Origin of the sequence: Streptomyces rimosus subsp. rimosus (assembly GCF_000720725.1) — a bacterium.
Lineage (GTDB): Bacteria > Actinomycetota > Actinomycetes > Streptomycetales > Streptomycetaceae > Streptomyces > Streptomyces rimosus_A.
In genome coordinates this window covers 61,224-79,853 of sequence record NZ_JOCQ01000003.1, presented here as the reverse complement: position 1 = coordinate 79,853, position 18,630 = coordinate 61,224, and the positions used below count along the sequence as shown (strand labels likewise).

At 69.6% G+C, this 18,630-nt stretch carries 16 protein-coding genes and 1 tRNA gene; 8 read left to right on the top strand and 9 right to left on the bottom strand.

Translation table 11 applies throughout. The annotated features are described in order from the left end of the window. Positions 1 to 41: 41 nt before the first annotated feature. Positions 42 to 704 carry a copper chaperone PCu(A)C gene (locus tag IH45_RS0102290; RefSeq protein ID WP_030660373.1) on the bottom strand — a complete coding sequence of 221 codons (663 nt, stop codon included), beginning with the start codon at positions 702 to 704 and terminating at the stop codon, positions 42 to 44. Positions 705 to 1,451: 747 nt separating this feature from the next. Between IH45_RS0102290 and IH45_RS0102285 the strand changes: the two genes are divergently transcribed. From IH45_RS0102285 to IH45_RS0102255, 7 genes are all read left to right on the top strand, one after another. Further along, positions 1,452 to 1,934: a CarD family transcriptional regulator gene (locus IH45_RS0102285; protein WP_003953493.1), complete on the top strand. Its 483-nt coding sequence runs from the start codon at positions 1,452 to 1,454 to the stop codon at positions 1,932 to 1,934. Positions 1,935 to 2,313: 379 nt separating this feature from the next. Next, the gene (gene ispD, locus IH45_RS0102280) at positions 2,314 to 3,099 is read left to right on the top strand and encodes a 2-C-methyl-D-erythritol 4-phosphate cytidylyltransferase (RefSeq protein WP_030660369.1); all 786 of its coding nucleotides are present in this window, start codon (positions 2,314 to 2,316) and stop codon (positions 3,097 to 3,099) included. Then, positions 3,092 to 3,592: a 2-C-methyl-D-erythritol 2,4-cyclodiphosphate synthase gene (ispF, locus tag IH45_RS0102275; RefSeq protein WP_030660366.1), complete on the top strand. Its 501-nt coding sequence runs from the start codon at positions 3,092 to 3,094 to the stop codon at positions 3,590 to 3,592. Before ispD ends, ispF begins: the two co-directional genes overlap by 8 nt. A 277-nt stretch (positions 3,593 to 3,869) precedes the next feature. Next, positions 3,870 to 4,286 (top strand): PPOX class F420-dependent oxidoreductase, encoded by a 417-nt coding sequence (locus IH45_RS0102270; RefSeq protein ID WP_030660364.1) that lies wholly within the window; start codon positions 3,870 to 3,872, stop codon positions 4,284 to 4,286. A gap of 94 nt (positions 4,287 to 4,380) precedes the next feature. Further along, positions 4,381 to 5,775 carry a cysteine--tRNA ligase gene (gene cysS / locus IH45_RS0102265; RefSeq protein WP_030660361.1) on the top strand — a complete coding sequence of 465 codons (1,395 nt, stop codon included), beginning with the start codon at positions 4,381 to 4,383 and terminating at the stop codon, positions 5,773 to 5,775. 230 nt (positions 5,776 to 6,005) lie between these two features. Continuing rightward, positions 6,006 to 6,959, top strand: a complete 954-nt coding sequence (gene rlmB, locus IH45_RS0102260; protein ID WP_030660358.1) for a 23S rRNA (guanosine(2251)-2'-O)-methyltransferase RlmB — start codon at positions 6,006 to 6,008, stop codon at positions 6,957 to 6,959. A 343-nt stretch (positions 6,960 to 7,302) separates the two neighbouring features. Next, positions 7,303 to 8,946 (top strand): DoxX family membrane protein, encoded by a 1,644-nt coding sequence (locus IH45_RS0102255; RefSeq protein WP_199810605.1) that lies wholly within the window; start codon positions 7,303 to 7,305, stop codon positions 8,944 to 8,946. Positions 8,947 to 9,231: 285 nt separating this feature from the next. On the opposite strand, the gene IH45_RS0102245 is transcribed toward IH45_RS0102255, so the two are convergent. The 3 genes from IH45_RS0102245 to IH45_RS0102235 all read right to left on the bottom strand — a co-directional run bounded on the left by IH45_RS0102245 (position 9,232) and on the right by IH45_RS0102235 (position 11,920). Further along, positions 9,232 to 9,957, bottom strand: a complete 726-nt coding sequence (locus IH45_RS0102245; RefSeq protein WP_030660351.1) for a nucleotidyltransferase family protein — start codon at positions 9,955 to 9,957, stop codon at positions 9,232 to 9,234. A 30-nt stretch (positions 9,958 to 9,987) separates the two neighbouring features. Then, positions 9,988 to 10,407 carry a hypothetical protein gene (locus tag IH45_RS0102240; protein ID WP_030372937.1) on the bottom strand — a complete coding sequence of 140 codons (420 nt, stop codon included), beginning with the start codon at positions 10,405 to 10,407 and terminating at the stop codon, positions 9,988 to 9,990. A 376-nt stretch (positions 10,408 to 10,783) separates the two neighbouring features. Then, a complete protein-coding gene (locus IH45_RS0102235; protein ID WP_030592419.1) occupies positions 10,784 to 11,920 on the bottom strand; it encodes an ABC transporter ATP-binding protein in 1,137 nt (378 codons plus the stop codon). Between the two features lie 178 nt (positions 11,921 to 12,098). Between IH45_RS0102235 and IH45_RS0102230 the strand changes: the two genes are divergently transcribed. After that, positions 12,099 to 12,172 (top strand) — tRNA-Thr (locus IH45_RS0102230). A 640-nt stretch (positions 12,173 to 12,812) separates the two neighbouring features. Here IH45_RS0102230 and IH45_RS1000000148510 read toward each other — a convergent pair. From IH45_RS1000000148510 to IH45_RS0102205, 5 genes are all read right to left on the bottom strand, one after another. Then, positions 12,813 to 13,358: a hypothetical protein gene (locus IH45_RS1000000148510; RefSeq protein ID WP_032916646.1), complete on the bottom strand. Its 546-nt coding sequence runs from the start codon at positions 13,356 to 13,358 to the stop codon at positions 12,813 to 12,815. A 107-nt stretch (positions 13,359 to 13,465) separates the two neighbouring features. After that, a complete protein-coding gene (locus IH45_RS0102220; RefSeq protein ID WP_030660349.1) occupies positions 13,466 to 13,840 on the bottom strand; it encodes a YgjP-like metallopeptidase domain-containing protein in 375 nt (124 codons plus the stop codon). A 118-nt stretch (positions 13,841 to 13,958) separates the two neighbouring features. Further along, positions 13,959 to 15,167: a hypothetical protein gene (locus IH45_RS01000000143015; protein ID WP_050514464.1), complete on the bottom strand. Its 1,209-nt coding sequence runs from the start codon at positions 15,165 to 15,167 to the stop codon at positions 13,959 to 13,961. 923 nt (positions 15,168 to 16,090) lie between these two features. Beyond that, on the bottom strand, positions 16,091 to 16,882 hold the full coding sequence (locus IH45_RS0102210) for a phosphoadenosine phosphosulfate reductase (protein ID WP_030660346.1): 792 nt from the start codon (positions 16,880 to 16,882) through the stop codon (positions 16,091 to 16,093). Next, positions 16,879 to 17,973 (bottom strand): N-6 DNA methylase, encoded by a 1,095-nt coding sequence (locus tag IH45_RS0102205; protein ID WP_030660343.1) that lies wholly within the window; start codon positions 17,971 to 17,973, stop codon positions 16,879 to 16,881. Before IH45_RS0102205 ends, IH45_RS0102210 begins: the two co-directional genes overlap by 4 nt. Between the last annotated feature and the right edge of the window lie 657 nt (positions 17,974 to 18,630).

Here is an 18,630-nt window from a genome sequence, read left to right as displayed (position 1 = left end):
GCGGTCGTCCTACGCGTGGCGGCTCCGCGCCGCCACCGGCGTCAGCGGCCTTCGGGCGACTGCGGCGTGCCGTTGCCGCCGGGCGTGGCGCTGCCGCTGGGCGAGCTGCCCGGCTTGGCCGAGCCGGACGGGCTGCCGGACGGCGAGGCGGGGCTGCCGCCCGGCTTGGCCGAGCCGGACGGCGACGGCACCTCGCTCGGGCCGAAGTCCTTGAAGTAGCTCTTGGCCGGGACGACGAAGGCCCGCAGGGAGACCTTGCCGGCGTCGCTGAAGTCGAAGGTCACGGACTGCGCGTCGCCGTTCTTCACGGACTCGCGGCCGCTGTCCAGTACGGCGGAGGCGTTGTTCTTGCCGCCGATGACGACGGAGCCGCCGGCCGGGACCACGACCGGCCCGGAGCCCTTGGCGGGCGCCAGCTTCGCTTCCTTGTTCGTACCGTTGACCTTGATGGACTCCAGCGTCTGGTCCTTGCTGCCGTTGTTGAACACCGTCGCGGTCACCACGGCCGGGCCCTGGGCGTTCGGGTCGGGCTGGGTGACGACGGAGGCGTTCTGGATCTTGATGTCGCCGACGCTGGTCGCGGCGTTGTCCGGCTTGACCTGGAGCGTCTGGGCGTCGTTCCCGGCTCCGCACGCGGAGAGCGTGGCGATCGAGAGCGTGAGAACGGTGGCGGCGAGGACGCCGCGTCGAAGGCTGCGGCTCACGGCGGCGGCATCTCCTTGGACGAACTACGGCGGCCGAACTTCGAGCCCGGTCGCGGGGGCGGCTGGGCGGCCCGTGCGCGGCCGCCGTGTCGACGTCCGCGTAAAGCCGCCCTAAGGGTGTGTCAGCGCCGCTAGGTTACCGAGCCGCCCCCGGGCCGCCGCACCCGACCCGCCCCCAGGACGATCACACCCTCGTCACATCCCTCCACGGCACGCCACGGTCGCCCTCCGCCGTACGTCCGAATGCCGCGGACCGCCCGTCACCGGGGAAGTTGCCGGCCCGCTCTCCGGAAGCCCCCGGCGAGCGCATAGAAGAAACCCGGAAATGAGGCAAGCGGCCGTTCGGGTGAAGCCCGGCGGTTTCCCCGGAGGTAAATCGGCATTCGCAGGGAATGCGGTGGCTTCTCGGAATTGATCACGTACGGCGGCCGGTGCGCGATGATCAATTCGCGATTCGGCGGACACCCGCGCTCCGGAACCGAACGGAGTAGCGGAACTGCGACATCCGGATTCCGGCAAAACGGGACGTACGGGCGTCGTCCCGGGCCCCTCCCGGGGTGTGACGTACGTGTTTCGGGCCGCACGCGAAGCGCCTCCGACCTGCGAATTCCTGCACCCGGAGGGCCGCCGAAGCACGTTCCGGCCGTTGTTGTCAAGCCCCGAGATATGCCCTGACCTGCGAAAACGCCATTCAGAACAGCCCGTTCCCGTGTTAGCATGGATAGCCACGGAAGGGGTACCTGTCACATGACGTTCAAGGTTGGCGACACCGTGGTCTATCCCCATCACGGGGCCGCGCTGATCGAGGCCATCGAAACTCGCCAGATCAAAGGCGTGGACAAGACCTACTTGGTGCTGAAGGTCGCCCAGGGCGATCTGACTGTTCGTGTACCAGCGGACAATGCGGAGTTCGTCGGCGTACGCGATGTGGTCGGCCAGGACGGGCTGGACCGGGTCTTCGAGGTGCTCCGCGCACCGTATGCCGAAGAGCCGACGAACTGGTCCCGTCGTTACAAGGCAAATCTGGAGAAGCTCGCTTCGGGTGACGTGATCAAGGTCGCCGAGGTGGTGCGTGACCTGTGGCGTCGTGAGCGGGAGCGCGGCCTGTCCGCCGGTGAGAAGCGGATGCTCGCCAAGGCCCGCCAGATTCTGGTGAGCGAACTCGCCCTCGCGGAGAACACCAACGAGGACAAGGCCGAGGCCCTGCTCGACGAGGTCCTCGCGTCCTGACGACGTAAGAATGCCGCGGTGCCCGAGTGGCGGCCGACTCCGGCTCGGAGCGGTCAGTTGCCGGGCGCTGCGGCATATCTGCCTGCGTTGTCATACGCGGCTGTCATACGCGGACGCCGCGGAAACCGGGTAGAACCGCGCACCACTACCGAACTCTGTGATCGTTTCCCGTGGTGACCGCCCCCGTGTTCGTCCCGACAAGATCCGCCGTCCCGCCGGCTGATGGCGTGCCGGGCCCGGGCAGCTGTCCCGACCGGTCGTCACGGAAGGGTCCGGATCGGGGCGTCGCGCCCGGCACACTGCGGCCATACCCATGTCGGCTCAGGAAACAAACCTGTCTGCGCTAATTCCGGGGTCTCCCCGGGCTTCGGAGCAACCGATGTCAGACGTATCCCCAGATTCCGCCGGTCACACCGGCACACCCCGCCTCCGTACCGCCGCGGTGATCCCCGCGGCCGGACGCGGCGTACGGCTGGGCCCGGGTGCCCCCAAGGCGCTCCGGGCGCTGGGCGGCACACCCATGCTCGTCCACGCCGTACGGGCGATGGCCGCCTCCCGCGCCGTCTCCCTCGTCGTGGTCGTCGCCCCGCCGGACGGCGCCACCGAGGTCCGCAACCTGCTGGACCAGTACCCGCTCTCCGAACGCACCGACCTGAAGGTCGTGCCCGGCGGCGAGACCCGCCAGGAGTCCGTACGCCGCGGTCTGGAGGCGCTGCCCGACACCATCGACGTGGTGCTGGTCCACGACGCGGCCCGGCCGCTGGTCCCCGCCGACACGGTCGACTCGGTGATCGCCGCCGTACGGGACGGCGCCCCGGCCGTCGTACCGGCGCTGCCGCTCGCCGACACCGTCAAGCAGGTCGAACCGCGCACCGGCGAGCGCACCGGCGAGCCGGAGCCCGTGGTGGGCACGCCGGAGCGGGCCCGGCTGCGCGCCGTACAGACCCCGCAGGGCTTCGACCGGGCGACCCTGGTCAAGGCCCACGAGACGGTCGCCCTCCAGGGTGACGGCGCGACCGACGACGCCGGCATGGTCGAGCAGCTCGGCGCGCCCGTCGTGGTGGTGCCCGGCCACGAAGAAGCGTTCAAGGTGACCCGGCCGCTGGACCTGGTGCTCGCCGAAGCCGTACTCGCCCGCAGGAGGGCCACCGATGGTTATGTTTGAGCCGCAGCGGGTGCCGCTGGTGGGCATCGGCACCGACGTGCACGCCTTCGAGAAGGGGCGGGAACTGTGGGTCGCCGGGCTCCTCTGGGACGACGCGGCGAGCGACGGCTACGGCCTGGCCGGGCACAGCGACGGTGACGTGGTGGCGCACGCCGCCTGTGACGCGCTCTTCTCGGCCGCCGGCGTGGGCGACCTCGGCGCGCACTTCGGGACCAGCCGCCCGGAGTACGCCGGTGCCTCCGGCGTGACGCTGCTGTCCGAGGCGGCCCGCATCGTACGGGCCGAGGGCTTTGTGATCGGCAACATCGCGGTGCAGGTCATCGGCGTACGCCCGAAGATCGGCAAGCGGCGCGCCGAGGCCCAGAAGGTCCTCTCGGAAGCGGCCGGCGCGCCGGTCTCGGTCTCCGGCACGACCTCGGACGGCCTGGGCCTGACGGGCCGCGCGGAGGGGCTGGCGGCGGTGGCCACGGCCTTGGTGCTGCCGGGGATCTGAGCGGCGGGGCCGGGTGCGGGCGTACGGGCCGACGACCGGCGGCCGAGGGCTGGAGGGCAGTCGGCCGCCGCAGACCGGGCGGCAGCCGGCCACCGCAGACCGGACGGCGTCCGGCCACCGCGAGCCGACGGCCTACGGCCACCCAAGGGCGAATACCGGCCAGGCGGCACGGGAATGCCGCGCGGAGAACGGGAGTTGGGCAGAGTCGGGAGTGCGGACCCGTCCGTACCCCGCGGCCCGTCGCCGCCCGCCCGACAGCCCGCAGGAAGGACCCACCATGGCAGCCGCACTGTCCGACGAGCTCAAGGCCCTCCTCGACGGCCCGGTCTTCGTCAGCCTGGCGACCATCCAGCCCGACGGCAGCCCCCAGGTGACTCCCGTCTGGGCCAAGCGGGACGGCGACGACGTGCTGATCTCCACCACCGTCGGCCGCCGCAAGGAGCGCAACCTGCGCCGCGACCCGCGCGCGGCGCTGATGGTGCTCCCGTTCGACGCGCCGTACACGTACGCCGAGATCCGCGGCACGGCGACCTTCAGTCCCGACGAGGAGCGGGGGCTGATCGACGAGCTGGCGTACAAGTACACCGGCACGTCGTACGACGAGTTCAACCCCGGCCCGCCGGACGACTCCCCGCGTGTCGTCATCCGGATCACCCCGCACAAGGTGATCAACCGGTTCTCGGTACCGCGGTGACCACACGTGTCGCGCCGAGGGGAAATATCACGCTTCTGTGACCGTGTACCCCAGGGGTCGCGGGGCACTGTCCGGTTCGGACTACCCTTGACGCGTGACTATTCGCCTGTACGACACCAGCGCCCGGCAGACTCGTGATTTCACCCCGCTCACGCCGGGCTGTGTCTCGATCTACCTGTGTGGCGCGACCGTGCAGGCCGCTCCGCACATCGGGCACATCCGGTCCGGGCTGAACTTCGACATCATGCGCCGCTGGTTCGTCCACCGCGGCTACGACGTGACGTTCATCCGGAACGTGACGGACATCGACGACAAGATCATCAACAAGGCCGCCGACCAGGGCCGCCCGTGGTGGGCGATCGGCTACGAGAACGAGGTCGCCTTCAACACGGCCTACGACACCCTCGGCTGCCTGCGCCCCACGTACGAGCCGCGCGCGACCGGCCACATCCCCGAGATGATCGAAATGATGCGGGGGCTGATCGAGCGCGGTCACGCCTACGCGGCGGACGGCAACGTCTACTTCGACGTGCGCTCCTTCCCGGGCTACCTGGAGCTGTCCAACCAGGAGCTGGACAATCTGCTCCAGCCCTCCAGCGAGGGCGAGACCGGCAAGCGCGACCCGCGCGATTTCGCCATGTGGAAGGCGGCGAAGCCGGGCGAGCCGAGCTGGGAGACCCCGTGGGGCCGCGGCCGCCCGGGCTGGCACCTGGAGTGCTCGGCGATGGCGCACAAGTACCTGGGCAGCGCCTTCGACATCCACGGTGGCGGCGTCGACCTGGTCTTCCCGCACCACGAGAACGAGATCGCGCAGGCCAAGGCGTACGGTGACGACTTCGCCGCCTACTGGTGCCACAACGCCTGGGTGACCATGAGCGGCGAGAAGATGTCCAAGTCGCTGGGCAACTCGGTGCTGGTCTCGGAGATGGTCAAGCGCTGGCGCCCGATCGTGCTGCGCTACTACCTGGGCACCCCGCACTACCGCTCGATGATCGAGTACAGCGAGGAGGCACTGCGCGAGGCCGAGTCCGCGTTCGCGCGGATCGAGGGCTTCGTCCAGCGGGTGGTGGAGAAGGCCGGTACGGTCGAGCCCGCCGCCGAGGTGCCGCCGGCCTTCGCCGAGGCGATGGACGACGACCTCGGCGTACCGCAGGCGCTCGCCATCGTGCACACCACCGTCCGGCAGGGAAACTCCGCGCTGACCGCCGACGACAAGGAATCGGCCGTCGCCCGCCTGGCGGAGGTCCGCGCCATGCTCGGCGTGCTGGGCCTGGACCCGCTGGACGAGCACTGGTCGGGCGGCCGCACGGACCGCGGCGACGACCTGCACGGCGTCGTCGACTCGCTCGTCCGGCTGGTCCTGGAGCAGCGCCAGGCGGCCCGCGCCCGTAAGGACTACGCGACCGCCGACGCCATCCGCGACCAGCTCCAGCAGTCCGGCCTGGCCATCGAGGACACCCCTTCGGGACCCCGCTGGTCGTTGTCCTGAGGTCGATCGTCGTCCTGAGGCGCCGGCCGAGGCAGGCGCCCATGGCAACCGGCCGGTAGCGGCGCGCCGCACCGGCCGGTTGGCCGTACCGGCCGCCTACAGGCGACACTTCTTGCAGACACGCATCGGACGCACAGCACACATGCGCCCGGCGCACCAGACACACATCCGTACGTACGTATCCACTCCACGTCGCGAGACGTCGAGAGCAGTGAAGAGACAGGTGACCCATGGCCGGCAACAGCCAGCGCAGGAACCGCCGCACGTCCAACAAGAAGGGCATGCAGGTCGGCAGCGGCGGCCAGCGGCGCCGGGGCCTGGAAGGCAAGGGCCCCACCCCGCCCGCGTCCGCGCGCAAGGGACATGTGAAGAACCGCGTCGCCAACGCCAAGGCCAAGCAGGCGGCCAACCGGCGCCCGGCCCCGCGCCGCGGCGGCGCCAAGGGCACCTCGGAGCTGGTCGTCGGCCGCAACCCGGTCTTCGAGGCGCTGCGCGACGGCGTGCCCGCGACGACGCTGTACGTGCAGCAGTTCATCGAGAACGACGAGCGGGTGCGCGAGGCGCTGCAGCTCGCCGCCGACCGCGGCATCAACCTGATGGAGGCGCCGCGCCCCGAGCTCGACCGGATGACCAACGGGCTCAACCACCAGGGCCTCGTCCTCCAGGTGCCGCCCTATGAGTACGCGCACCCCGAGGACCTGGCGGCCGCCGCCTTCGACGACGGCGAGGACCCGCTGATCGTCGCGCTCGACGGCGTCACCGACCCGCGCAACCTCGGCGCCGTGGTGCGCTCCGTCGCCGCGTTCGGCGGGCACGGCGTGGTCGTGCCGGAGCGGCGCGCCGCCGGCATGACGGCCGGCGCGTGGAAGACCTCGGCGGGTACGGCGGCCCGTACGCCGGTCGCGCGCGCCACGAACCTGACGCGCGCCCTGGAGGGCTACCAGAAGGCGGGCATGACCGTCGTGGGCCTCGCGGCGGACGGCGAGATGGAACTCCAGGACCTGGAGGTGCTGGACGGCCCGGTCGTCATCGTCGTCGGCAGCGAGGGCAAGGGCCTGTCGCGGCTGGTCGGCGAGACCTGCGACGTACGCGTACGCATCCCGATGCCCGGCGGCGCGGAGTCGCTGAACGCGGGCGTCGCGGCGGGCGTGGTCCTGTGGGAAGCGGCACGACGGCGCGCGTGAGGTGGTGAGGGGCGGGCGCGGGGGCGCGGGCGGGCGGCCGACGGGCCGGGTCCGCGCCCTCCGCTCCGCCCCTCCGCTCCGCCCTTCCGCTCTGCCCTGCACCACCGCGTTCGGCAGCGTACGGATGCCTGAGCACCACCTCGTCCGGCAGCGCACGCACGTCCGAACCATCACCCGGAAGGCTGTTCGGCGGCGGTGCCGGTGATTCCCATGGGGCAGGGGCCTCCCCGCAGCCATGCGGAGGCCGCCCGTACGACCGCCGGTGATCTCATCCTCCCTTTGACGGGCCTCGGACAGATAGGCGCGGTCAAGGCAGTGTCTTAAACGCGGGTCACTCGGTTAGATGAGCGTGGACACCAGAACACCCCGCACGCCTACGGGGGGACGCTCGCCGGGCTTCGATGACGAGCCGGTGCTGAGCTCGGTCAAGGTGCCGTGCGATCCCGCGCAGGTCATCGTCAATCACGCCAGCTTCCGCGTGCAGCTCGCCGCGCCCGCCACAAGCGGCAGCGCCATGGCCGACACCGCGCGCATCCCCGCGGTGCGGGAGCCCGTGGTGGGCAGACGCCGCGCGCCCGTGGTGTGGAGCGGCCGGACCGAACCGGGCGGCACGACCGCGGCCACCAGCCAACTCCTGCACGCCGTACGGAATTCCGGTCGCACCACCGCCGCCGAGACGGGCGAGGACGCCGGCACCACGACCCAGGTCCTGCCCAGGGTCCGGCTCGACGAGGAGCAGCCCGCCGCGGGCTCCGGCGGCCCGTCCTCGACCGTGGTCGGCCCGCGCGGCCCCGTGGACGCGGACACCACCCTGCTGGAGGGCGTCCGCCCGACCACCGGCGCCTACGACCACTACGAGGACGAGCCGCCGTACCCGGACGACGACACCGCCGCGTACGAGCGCTACGGCGACGAAGCCAAGCGGCGCGGCGAGACGATCCGCCACGCGTACTACCCCGGGCACCGGATGAACCTCGGTGTCGTCCTGCTGCCGCTGCGCATCTTCCTCGGCCTGATCTGCGTGTACGCGGGCATGGGCAAGCTCTGCGACCCCGTCTACTTCGACGGCGGCGAGCGCGGCTCGATGGTCAAGTGGCTCCAGTCGCTGCACCCGTGGACGCTGGTGGCGCCGCTGCGCGACTTCGCGCTCTCGCACCCGGTGGGGGCCGGGCTGACCGTGGCCTTCCTCCAGGTCGTGGTGGGCGTGCTGACCATGTGCGGGCTGTGGCAGCGGGTCGCCGCGTCGTTCGGCGCGCTGCTGTCCGCCGCGCTCCTGATGACGGTCAGCTGGCGCACCGTACCGGTCTACGACGCGCCGGACATCATCTACCTCGCCGCCTGGAGCCCGCTGGTCATCGCGGGCGCGCCGGTCTACTCGATGGACGCCAGGCTGGCCGGTGAGGCGTGGCGGCGGCTGGGCCCGCGGGTCGAGCTGTGGGCCCTGCGGCGCCGGGTACTGCGCCGCGGCGCCGTCCTGACGGCCGTGGTCGCCGGCCTGACGCTGCTCGGCGGGTCGCTGCTGGGCGGTGCCGTACGGTCCGCCACGGTGCCGTCCGTACCGAAGCCCGGCGAGCCCGCGACGAACAACCTGCCCGGTTCGCCGCTGCCCCAGCAGTCCCAGCGCGGCGGCACGAAGGCGCAGCACGGCCCCGGGCGCCCCGGCAAGGCGTCGAAGCACCCCGGGAAGCCGTCCGCCGACGCCTCGCGCAAGGCGGGCTCCCCGAAGTCCAAGGCCCCGTCGGCCTCGGCCCCCGGCACGGCGCGGGCCACCGGCAGCGTCACCGGCTCGGCGCAGCAGCCCGGCCGTACGTCCAACGGCACGCCGCCGCGGCAGTCCGTACCGACGCGGGCCCCGGGGACGACCCCCCAGGCGCCCTCCGTCGGCGGCACCGCCGGTGGCACCAACGGAGGCGCGAGCGAGAGCGGTTCGAGCAGTTCCAGCAGCGGCAAGGGGCGGGGGAGCACGCTGGGCGGGTTGCTGGGTTGAAGGGGAGGGGCGTGGGTCGGGGGCGTTGTGAAACGCCTTGCGGAGGACGGACCCGGACCCCTCGGTTGAGCTGAACGCAATGGACCGCCCTCACGGCAGAGGCTGTGGGGGCGGTTCATTGAGCGCCCGCGGCCCGGCAGTCCGGCGGCCAGGCAGTCCGGCAGTCAGGCAGTCAGGCAGTCCGGAAGCTCTCGCGGCCCGCAGCCCGCAGGATCGCCGGCACGCGTACGTGGATGCGGATGCGGATGCGGATGCAGGCTCTCAAGCGCATGTGGATGCAGGCCCTCAAGCCCCCTGAGTGCCCAACTCCTTGGCCGCCTCGGTCAGGTCCTTGGCCGTGTCGATGGCCCGCCAGTACGCCCCGTGCGGCAGCGGGAAGCCCGCCAGCCGGCGTTCGCGGGCCAGGCGGGGAAACGTGGTGCGCTCGTGGTCCCCGCGCGCGGGCAGCAGCCCGGTGAAGGCGGCGGAGAAGACATACACACCGGCGTTGATCAGATAAGGGGAGGGCGGCGCCTCGATGAAGTCGAGGACATGGCCGAACTCGTCGGTCTCCACGACGCCCCAGGGAATGCGCGGCCGGGCCAGCGCGAGGGTGGCGTCCGCACCGCGCTCATGGTGGAAGTCCGCCATCTCGCGCAGGGAGAAGCGGGTCCAGATGTCGCCGTTGGTCGCGTACCAGGGCTCTTCCGGCCGGGGCAGCGAGGCGGCGGCGTACTTGAGACCGCCACCGCGACCGAGCGGCTCGGTCTCGACAACGGTCGTGACACTCAGGGGAAGTTGCGCCTGGGACAGCCAGTCCTGAAGCACTTCCGCCAGGTGGCCGCAGGAGACGACCGCGTCCGTGACGCCCTCGGAGGCCAGCCAGGCGAGCTGGTGGCCGATGATCGGGGTCCCGGTGCCGGGGATCTCGACCATCGGCTTGGGACGGTCGTCGGTGTACGGACGGAGTCGCGAACCCTGGCCTCCGGCCAGGACCACCGCCTGCGTGGGGTGCGGGTACGGGGCTGTCATGGTTCGCACCCTATGCGGTGCGAGCCGGGGTCACTGGACGGAGGCGACGCCGGTGGCGAAGGACGTATCGCAGACCGGCCGGGACCAGGCCTGCGCACGGTGCGTGGCACCGCCGTACTTGGCGACCGCGGCACGGCCCAGGGCGCGCGCGATCGCCATGCAGTGCTTGGCCAGCGAGGGCCGCTTGGTGGTCTCCTCCTGGAGGTGGGTCAGGGCGACACCGGGGTTCTTGTCCTGGAGTTCCACCAGGAGCCGGTCGCGGAGCACGTCCTGCGGCGCCCGGGAACCGGCCTTGGTGGAGGCGTTCTCGGAGGACGCGGTCAGCATCTGCGAATCCGTCCCGGGCGAGGCCCACGGGACGCGGGTGACGGCGAGCGTCCCGGACAGGACGAGCACGACGGGAAGGACGAGGGCGAGGGTTCGGCCGATACGGCGGGCTGCGGAGTTCACGGGGCGATGGTAGCGAGTAGTGATGATTTGGCGACATTTAGTCACCGAATCGAGCGGTTTTTTCGCTCCCCGGCCGCACGCGATGTTGACGTACAGGCTCGAAATGACTGCTGTGCCGGGGTATTTGTCGACAAGGCGGGCGGAGGTCGGACCGCCGCTCCGAACACGAAACGGCGGTGCCGGCCCCGAAGAACCGCCACCGCCGTACGGAACGAACGGCCGCACCGCCCGGGGGCCGGTCGCGCGGTCCGGCCGCTCACCTACCGACCCAGCCGGCCGCTCAGCCTTTCCTTGAGTCATTGAGCCCTTGAGTCCTTAAGCCAAGGACTCAAGGACTCAAGGGCTCGGCCGATCGACCTCTCAGTCGCTGAGCCGCTCAGTCGCTGAGCCGCTCACCCGTAGACGTCGAGAAGACGTGCGTCTCACCCGGCCGCGGCACGACGTGCAGCTCGGTGCCCTTCTCCGGCACCTGTCGCCCGTTGACACGTACGACCAGGTCCTTGTGCTCGTCACCGACGACCGCGGACCCGTACACGTACCCGTCGGCCCCCAGCTCCTCGACCACGTTGACGGTGACGGCGAGGCCCGCCGGTGCGTCCGCGGCCTCCTTGGAGAGCGACTTGGCGGCGCTGCCGTTCTGCTCGACGATGTCGAAGTGCTCGGGCCGGACGCCGACGGTGACCGTACGGTCCCCCTTGTCGGCCGCGGCGGCCAGCGCCTCCCGGCTGACCGGTACGACGCTGTTGCCGAACTTCACACCGCCGTCCGTGATCGGCACCTCGACGAGGTTCATCGCCGGCGACCCGATGAAGCCCGCGACGAAGAGGTTGCTGGGCCGGTCGTACATGTTGCGCGGCGAGTCGACCTGCTGGAGCAGCCCGTCCTTCAGGACGGCCACCCGGTCGCCCATCGTCATGGCCTCGACCTGGTCGTGCGTGACGTACACGGTGGTGATCCCGAGGCGCCGCTGCAGACCGGCGATCTGCGTACGCGTCTGTACGCGCAGCTTCGCGTCCAGGTTGGACAGCGGCTCGTCCATGAGGAACACCTGCGGCTCCCGCACGATGGCGCGCCCCATGGCCACCCGCTGGCGCTGACCACCGGAGAGTGCCTTCGGCTTGCGCCCCAGGTACTCGGTCAGGTCCAGGATCTTCGCCGCGTCCTCGACCTTCTGCCGGATCTCCGCCTTGTTGACGCCCGCGATCTTCAGCGCGAAGCCCATGTTGTCGGCGACGGTCATGTGCGGGTAGAGCGCGTAGTTCTGGAACACCATGGCGATGTCCCGGTCCTTCGGCGGCAGGTGGGTGACGTCCCGGTCCCCGATCCGGATCGCCCCGTCGTTGACGTCCTCCAGCCCCGCCAGCATCCGCAGCGACGTCGACTTCCCACATCCGGACGGCCCGACCAGGACGAGGAACTCGCCGTCCTCGATCTCGATGTCCAGCTTGTCGACGGCGGGCTTCTCGGAACCCGGGTAGATACGGGTTGCCTGGTCGTACGTGACCGTAGCCATGGGTGTGTCCCTTCACCGGCAGGAACGTGCCGGACGATCCGAGTAAAAGGAGTGGTGTAGTCCACTGCTGAGGACTGCCCGTGACGGTACCCGCGCCGACGCCCGGTGTCAGTAGCCCGCGGGTCACGAAATAGCGGCGCCAGGTAGGCTGCGAGCCTGGGTACACTTCACCAGGCACGCCTCCTTAGCTCAGCTGGTCAGAGCAACGCTCTTGTAAAGCGTAGGTCGTCGGTTCGAATCCGACAGGGGGCTCTCGGCTTGACCAGGTAAAACGCACTGAGAACGCCCCTCCGGAAGGTCTTCCGGAGGGGCGTTTGTGCTTCCTGAGGCCCGTCCGTGGACAGAACGTGGACAAGGTGTTTCCGCCGGAGACGACGACAGAGAAGGTCGCGCTCCGGTGCTTCGCGGCGCTGCCGCCCCACATTGCAGCGCCCAGTCGAGCTTACGGCTGCCGACCATCCGCCCCACACGAGGCGAGGTCAGGAGTGTGGAGGGCGGTTGAGGAGAGCGGTAAGGAAGTGAGGCAAGACAGGGGCAACTGCGTGCAGAGAGCAGTCCGCGATTCAGGTGATGGCTCGTCGTGATGAACGCAGCGACTGGCCTGTGTGGTCATCGTTTGTTCTCGGGCCACTCGCGGGAGCTGCGGCGGCCCCATTCCCTCGCTTGCTCGTTCATGCGTCTCCGTAGCCAGGTCAACCACAGGATGAGTGGAGTGGTCAGGGCCCCCAGGAGGGCGGAGAGGCCCCAGGACGACGCTGTTTCGTAGCGCAGAAGCAAGGTGACGGGGATCCAGGCTGCGACCGCGAATGCGGCGATCTTTCCGTTACGGGGCCTCATTTGGGGTGAGTACCCCGGAGCGGATGTAGGAGTCCAGATGTGGGGCCGTGCGGGCTCAGCCGGGAATGACCATGAGCTGGGCGGCAACGTCCCAGTGGCACTCGGCGTAGAGGCGGTTGAGGTCGTGGTGGGCGTCGGGGTCGTCGGCGTTGCAGGGTTCGTAGCCGTAGGCTCCGTGGCGGTAGTAGAAGCCGTATTCGGTGCATTCGGCGACGCCGGGGTAGTGGCCGGTCCAGACGGTGTTGCAGACGTTCGCAGGGTGGCAGTCGTCGCGCTGGCGGCCGGTGAGGGCGCAGCGGGCGATGTCGCAGTGCTTGGCGTGCAGGGCGCCGGGGGGTGTGGAGCAGGCGGGGCAGGTGGCGTTCGTGGCCGGCTGGGGGAGTGGGAGCGGGTGGTGGGTGAGGTCGCCGAGCCAGAGGTTGCGCAGTTCACGGTCGAGCTGGTGGGTGTCGGCGACGGTGTGGAGGTCGAGGGTGCGGTGGAGGAGTTCGCGGAGAAGGGGGGCAGGTAGTTGGGCGGTGGCCCAGTGGAGGGTGAGGCCGCGGTCGGGGTGGTGTCGGGCCCATGTGGTGCGGAGGCGGGGGGACGCGGTGAGTGTCATGTCTGGTGTGTTGGTGTATCGGGTGATATGCGGGCCGTAGATTTTCAGCCATTCCTGTGCAGTTTGGACGTGGAGATTGATGAGCTCTCGCCGCGCTTTGTCCAGGTTTATGGACTGGTGCGGCGCATGAGGACGGCGGTGCCCGAATCGGGGACTTCCTGCCGTGTGACGGGGGCGGTCAGTGCGTCGTCGGGGACGATGCGGAATCGGTACCGGCGGCCGAGGAGGGTGAACTGCTCTCCGTCGGCGAGGTGCCGTACGGGGGCGTGGGGGGAGATCTCGGCGAGGTGGTTGAGCTGCCGGTAGATCCACCGTCGGCGGCGTTCGACAAGGGCGGCTGCTTCGGCGTCGGTGGTGTGGTGAGGGCCGCGGACGACGATGTCGCCCGCCTTCGTGACGTCGAGGCCGAGGGTGGTGCGGTTACTGGTTCGCACGGTTACGGTGGCGCCGCCGACGAGGAGGGTGCGCTGGTGCTGAGGCATGGGTCTTTCGGGCTGGCCCGGCACCCCCCGCCCCCTTAGTGTGGTTCTACTATGGATGAGGGTGGGGTCGGGGGGTCTGCAGTGGGCGGGGTGTGGTGATGCGCTGCGCTGGAGTTGGTCAGGCAGCGGAACGGGATGACCGTTCGCGTGCGGTGTCGAGCACTTCGGCCTCGATGTCGCTGAGTGAGTACTTCTGACGCTGGAGGAAGGCCAGCCAGTTGGTGGTGTCCTTGCTGATCGGGTTCCGCCACGCCTGATCGGACATGGCCTGATGCTCGTACACCGCGGCGACCTGGGCGAAGAGCAGCCTCCAGCGTCCGGTCGCTCCGGTACGGGCGATGAGCGACCCAAAGGGGTCTTCGACTCGCCGCCACGGCTCGCTGTCGTGATTGGGGTCTTTGATCTTCAGGAAGGCCGAGATGAGGTCGGTGCGGTGGCGTGCGATGTACTGGGAGTACATGGCGGAGGTGCCGGTGATGGCGCTGAGGGTGAACTTCCAGACTTCGTCGGTCGCGTCGCCGGGCCGGGTGCAGAGATTCGCGATGAACTCCTGCCGTACGGAACACGCTTGGCGCCAGGCCGCGTTATAGCGGATGGTTCTGCGTCGCTTTTCCGCCATTTCCGCGGCGTCCGGTGCCGCCGACTCGGACGCTTCGCGGCTCAGCTTGTGCTGGCAGGCTCGCCAGTCAGTGCACAACCAAGTCACCGTGGGCTTGAACGGGTTGAGGGTGGTGGCGTGTCCGGGGCACCGGGCGTGCTGGTGGGCGGTGATGGCCGTTCCGAGGGGGGTGACCAAGTCCTTGAGGGGGCGCATGGGAGTCTCGTGCCACCGCCAGTCCCAGTCCACTAGCGTGACGCCGGCGACGGCGAGGTCCTGCTTGAGCTGGACGCGCTTGGCCTTCTCGGCCGCCTCGTCCTTGAGGCACTGGAGTGCGTGGGCCCAGTGGCCGCGCGTGCCCGCGCCGTCGTTGCGGTCCCGGATCTTTGCCGCTTCGAGACGACTGCGGGCGTTGTTGATGTGCGCGACTTCCTGGAAATCGGCCAGCTCTACCAGGTCAAAGTCGTAAGCGACCGCGGCGCTGAGATTCTTGTCGTCCAGCTTCGACGCCTTGTCGGCGGCGGTGAGCTCGGCGGCGGACAGGCCGAGCGCGCGCGCATGTCGCTCCTTGACCGCTTGAGGCAGCGGCATCAAGGACAGTTGCCGGGCGGCTTCGACGTAGTCGCGGGCGTGCGCGTCCCGGCGGTGCTTGTTCTCGATGACCGACAGGGTCAGGGCCTCGTCGTCGACGCCGCGAAGGTCGTCGCGGATCAGGGCAGGAACGAGCATGTAGGCGGGCCTTGTCGGCGGCGATGATCGCTGCCTTGCAGCGACGCTGCCCGAAGATGATGCCGAGCTTGCCTTCGTTGTCCCCGGTCTGCGGTCGCAGAAGGAGAAGGCTCTGCACGCCGACCTCTTCCACGGAGGCGATCAGGGCCGTGCGCTTGGGCTGTGCCGCGGCGGCCTTGGGGCGTGCAGCTGTGGCGGCCTTCTTCGCCGGACGCTTCGCGGCGGGCTTCCCTGTGCCGGCCGGGGAGGGCTTCTTAGCGGCGGCCTTGGGCGCGGGCTTGGTTGGCGCGGCCTTCCGTGCGGGCGACTTCTTCACGGTGGTCTTCCTCGCGGTCGGCTCGCCGGTCGGCGCGGCGGGTGCCTCCGGCTGGGCGGGCTGCTGCGGCGCGGGCTCGTCGGCGGTGGTGACAGGGATGCGGGTGCCGTCGTAGCGAAGCTTCGCACGGTGGCCTTTGAAGACGGGGAAGAGGCGCAGGTGGAGGGTGTCGAGGGGCGCTTCGGCGGTAGTGAAGTGGCAGGCGGCGTTGTAGTGGGGGCCGGTCTTCTCGGGGCCGAGTGCGAACGTCTGGGCGGCGGAACCGTTCCACAGGCGGCGGATGCCGAACGTGCGGCCGTCCTGGTGGGCGAAGTGGATGGTTTCGGGGTCGATGGAGTCGTCGGCCTTGTGCCAGCCGTCGCCGAGCTTTTCGATGATCAGGTCGGCCAGGAGGTAGAGGTCGATGAGGGAGATGTCGAAGGGGGCAGCCTCGATGGTGTCGGCGGCGGTGTCCTGGTCGGCGTCGGTGGTGGGGTTCTGGGCGGTTGCGGTGGTCACGGTGGGTGTCTCCAAGAGGTGTGGGGGTGTGGTTTTCCCTCAACCTGTTAACTAAATTCTACTACGTCTAGGGGGTGGGTCAACTGCGGATACGCAGGTCAGAGCCATGTCAGGTCATGCACCAGCCGGAGTCGCAGCCCACATCGAAGGGCAGCTCCTCCTGCGCTGCCTCGACCGCTTCGAGCAACGGCCGGCCGGTACGGGTCAGGAACACCGCGTCGCCTTTGCCGCCCCACTGCCGCGTCTCGTTTAGCGACTCCTCAAGGCAGCAGGCACGCAGGAACAGCCCCGGACGGTCGCGACGCATCTCCTTCCAGCCCCCCAGTGACTTCAGCGGGCAGAACCAGCAGGCGCTCTTCGGCGGTACCGGCAGGCCCGCCTCCGAGATGATCTGCTGGCAGTCGACCCGGCGGAGCTTGAGATCGAGCAGCGGGTAGACCAGCCGCTCGTACGGCTCGACCCGCCGGTTGGCCGCCCGGGCGATCTCATCGAGGGAGATGCCAACGGCGACCGTCGCCGGGTTGCCGGGTGTCGCGCCATTCGCCTTGAGCCACCTGCCAGTGACCCAGATTTTGAAATCTCGCGTGCAACCCCGCGTGCCAGGAGCCCCGTTGGGCATCCGGACGGGTATGGGCAGTGCGCGAGAGCCCTTCCGCATCATCCGCCCCCACAGCGTCTCCGTCCCGCCGGCCCGTAGCGTGCGATGCAGGACGTGCAGGGCAAGGCCGTTGGCTGCTGCGTACGGTCTCGCCACGTGCCGTACGTACTCCAGCGTCGCCGGATCCTCGCTGTCATCACCCACGTTCGCGAACAGCAGGGTGTGGTACGGGATCTCGTGACGGGCAGCCAAGCCCATGAGCGCAGTGCTCTGCACCCCTCCGCCATAACTGATCACATTCACGCCGCGCGCTCCACGGCCTGGTTCAGGAGCTGCTGGGGCCGCTGGATGGCCGCAATGACCTTCGCCTTGCCCAAGACGGAGTTGCGGTGTTCGATCACGGCGCGAGCGTGCTCGACAGCGTCCTCGATTGCCCTGGGGTTGGTCAGGATGTCGGCGCAGGCCACGGTGACGCGGGGACCGAGGCCCCAGATGATGGCGTTGACGGCGGCGCAGGCGGCAGCGATCTCGTCGATATCGCACATCGACCACTGGAAATCGGCGGGGTCCAGGTGCTTCTCGCGCAGGTTCTGCGCTGCGGCGCGCAGCAGGCCACCGCTGCCGCCGGCCGGGTCGTGAATGTGCTGGCCCGGTTGCGGTTGGCCAGCCTCGGTGGTGGTCATCATGATGTCGAGAGTGTTGAAGCCCATGATCTCAGCCATGGTTTCCGCGACGGAAGCCGGGGTGTGGAACTCGCCGAGCCCCTGCTGAGCGCCACGGCTACGCAGCAGAATCATCACGGGCGAGAGTACGTCGGTCATGGAGCGCAGGTAGGGGTCGGCGTACCCGGTCAGGGTGAGCAGGCCGTTCTTCAGGGCTGCTTCCGTGACGGCGCGGACGGCGGATATGCGGTTCTTGTCGACGTCCGTATCGTTCAGCCACTCGTGGAGGATGCGGGCCCGGTCGATGAGGTCGGGGCGCTGAAACCAGTGGGTAGACCAGATCTCGCGGTACATGCCGATCAGGTTCGTGTCGTTCAGGCTGAGGATCTGCGTCGCGAGGTCGGGCCCGTTTGGGTCCTTTTGGCCGATCAGGCTGAGGGCGGCCACGATGCCGATCGGCACGTTTACGTGGTTGCCGCCGTGCTGCCGATGCCAGGCTCCGGCGACGGCTTCGCCGATCTGCATGGCCTGCGCATGGGGGGCACTCGCGGGGCGGACGCTGATGGTGCGCGGGCGTGCCGGTGTGCTGGGCTGCTTCTTGGCTGGCCGCGGCGCGGGCGAAGGCGCAGTGGTGCTGCGGCTGGGCTTCGCAGCGAAGGTCACCGGGGTCTTGGGCTGCGGAGGCATGGGGGCCGGCTGGAGGTCGGCGAAAAGGTCGAGTTGCTGCGTCATGAGGGTCCGAATCCGTCGGGGTGGTGAAAATGCGGCGGCCCGCCCCGCGGGCGCGGGGCGGGCCAGAGTTGAAGGTTTCCCCCTCAACCACATAGATAAATTCTACTACCCCTATGGGCGAGGTCAACTGCACTATTGAGGGCACGAGTTAGCCGCCCTGTAGCGTGCTGCAGGGCGTGAACTGCGTCTAGGGAGCTACTACCTCGAGAGGCACGGCTTCGGCGTGACCCTGCTTGACGGGTTCGAACTGGCCCGGTGTGGCTGCAGGTTCAAGCGGGCATAGGTGTCGACCTTCGAGACGTGGGGCTGGGCGAGGTCGCCGACGAGTACCGGCTGGGCGGGCCAACTCGACTCTCTTCACGGGGCGTTCTCCTGTATAGTCCCGCCTCATCTGGCAAACACCGGACTTCTGCTATGGCAGACACGTCCTCAACAGCCAACGGAGCTTCTCCATGCCTTCCCACACGGGTAGCTGTCACTCAGCAGTGATAGTCGTTTCCGCGCCGCACTGCGCAGCATGCCGGGACACGGCAGTCTCCACGGCACCGTCGGCCAGTTCCGACCAAACGGTCTAAATACTCAGACTGAACACCGATGGGCTGCAACGAGCCGAGACTGCGCGCTTGATCACGGTTCGGCGCAGCGCCGAAAGGACTG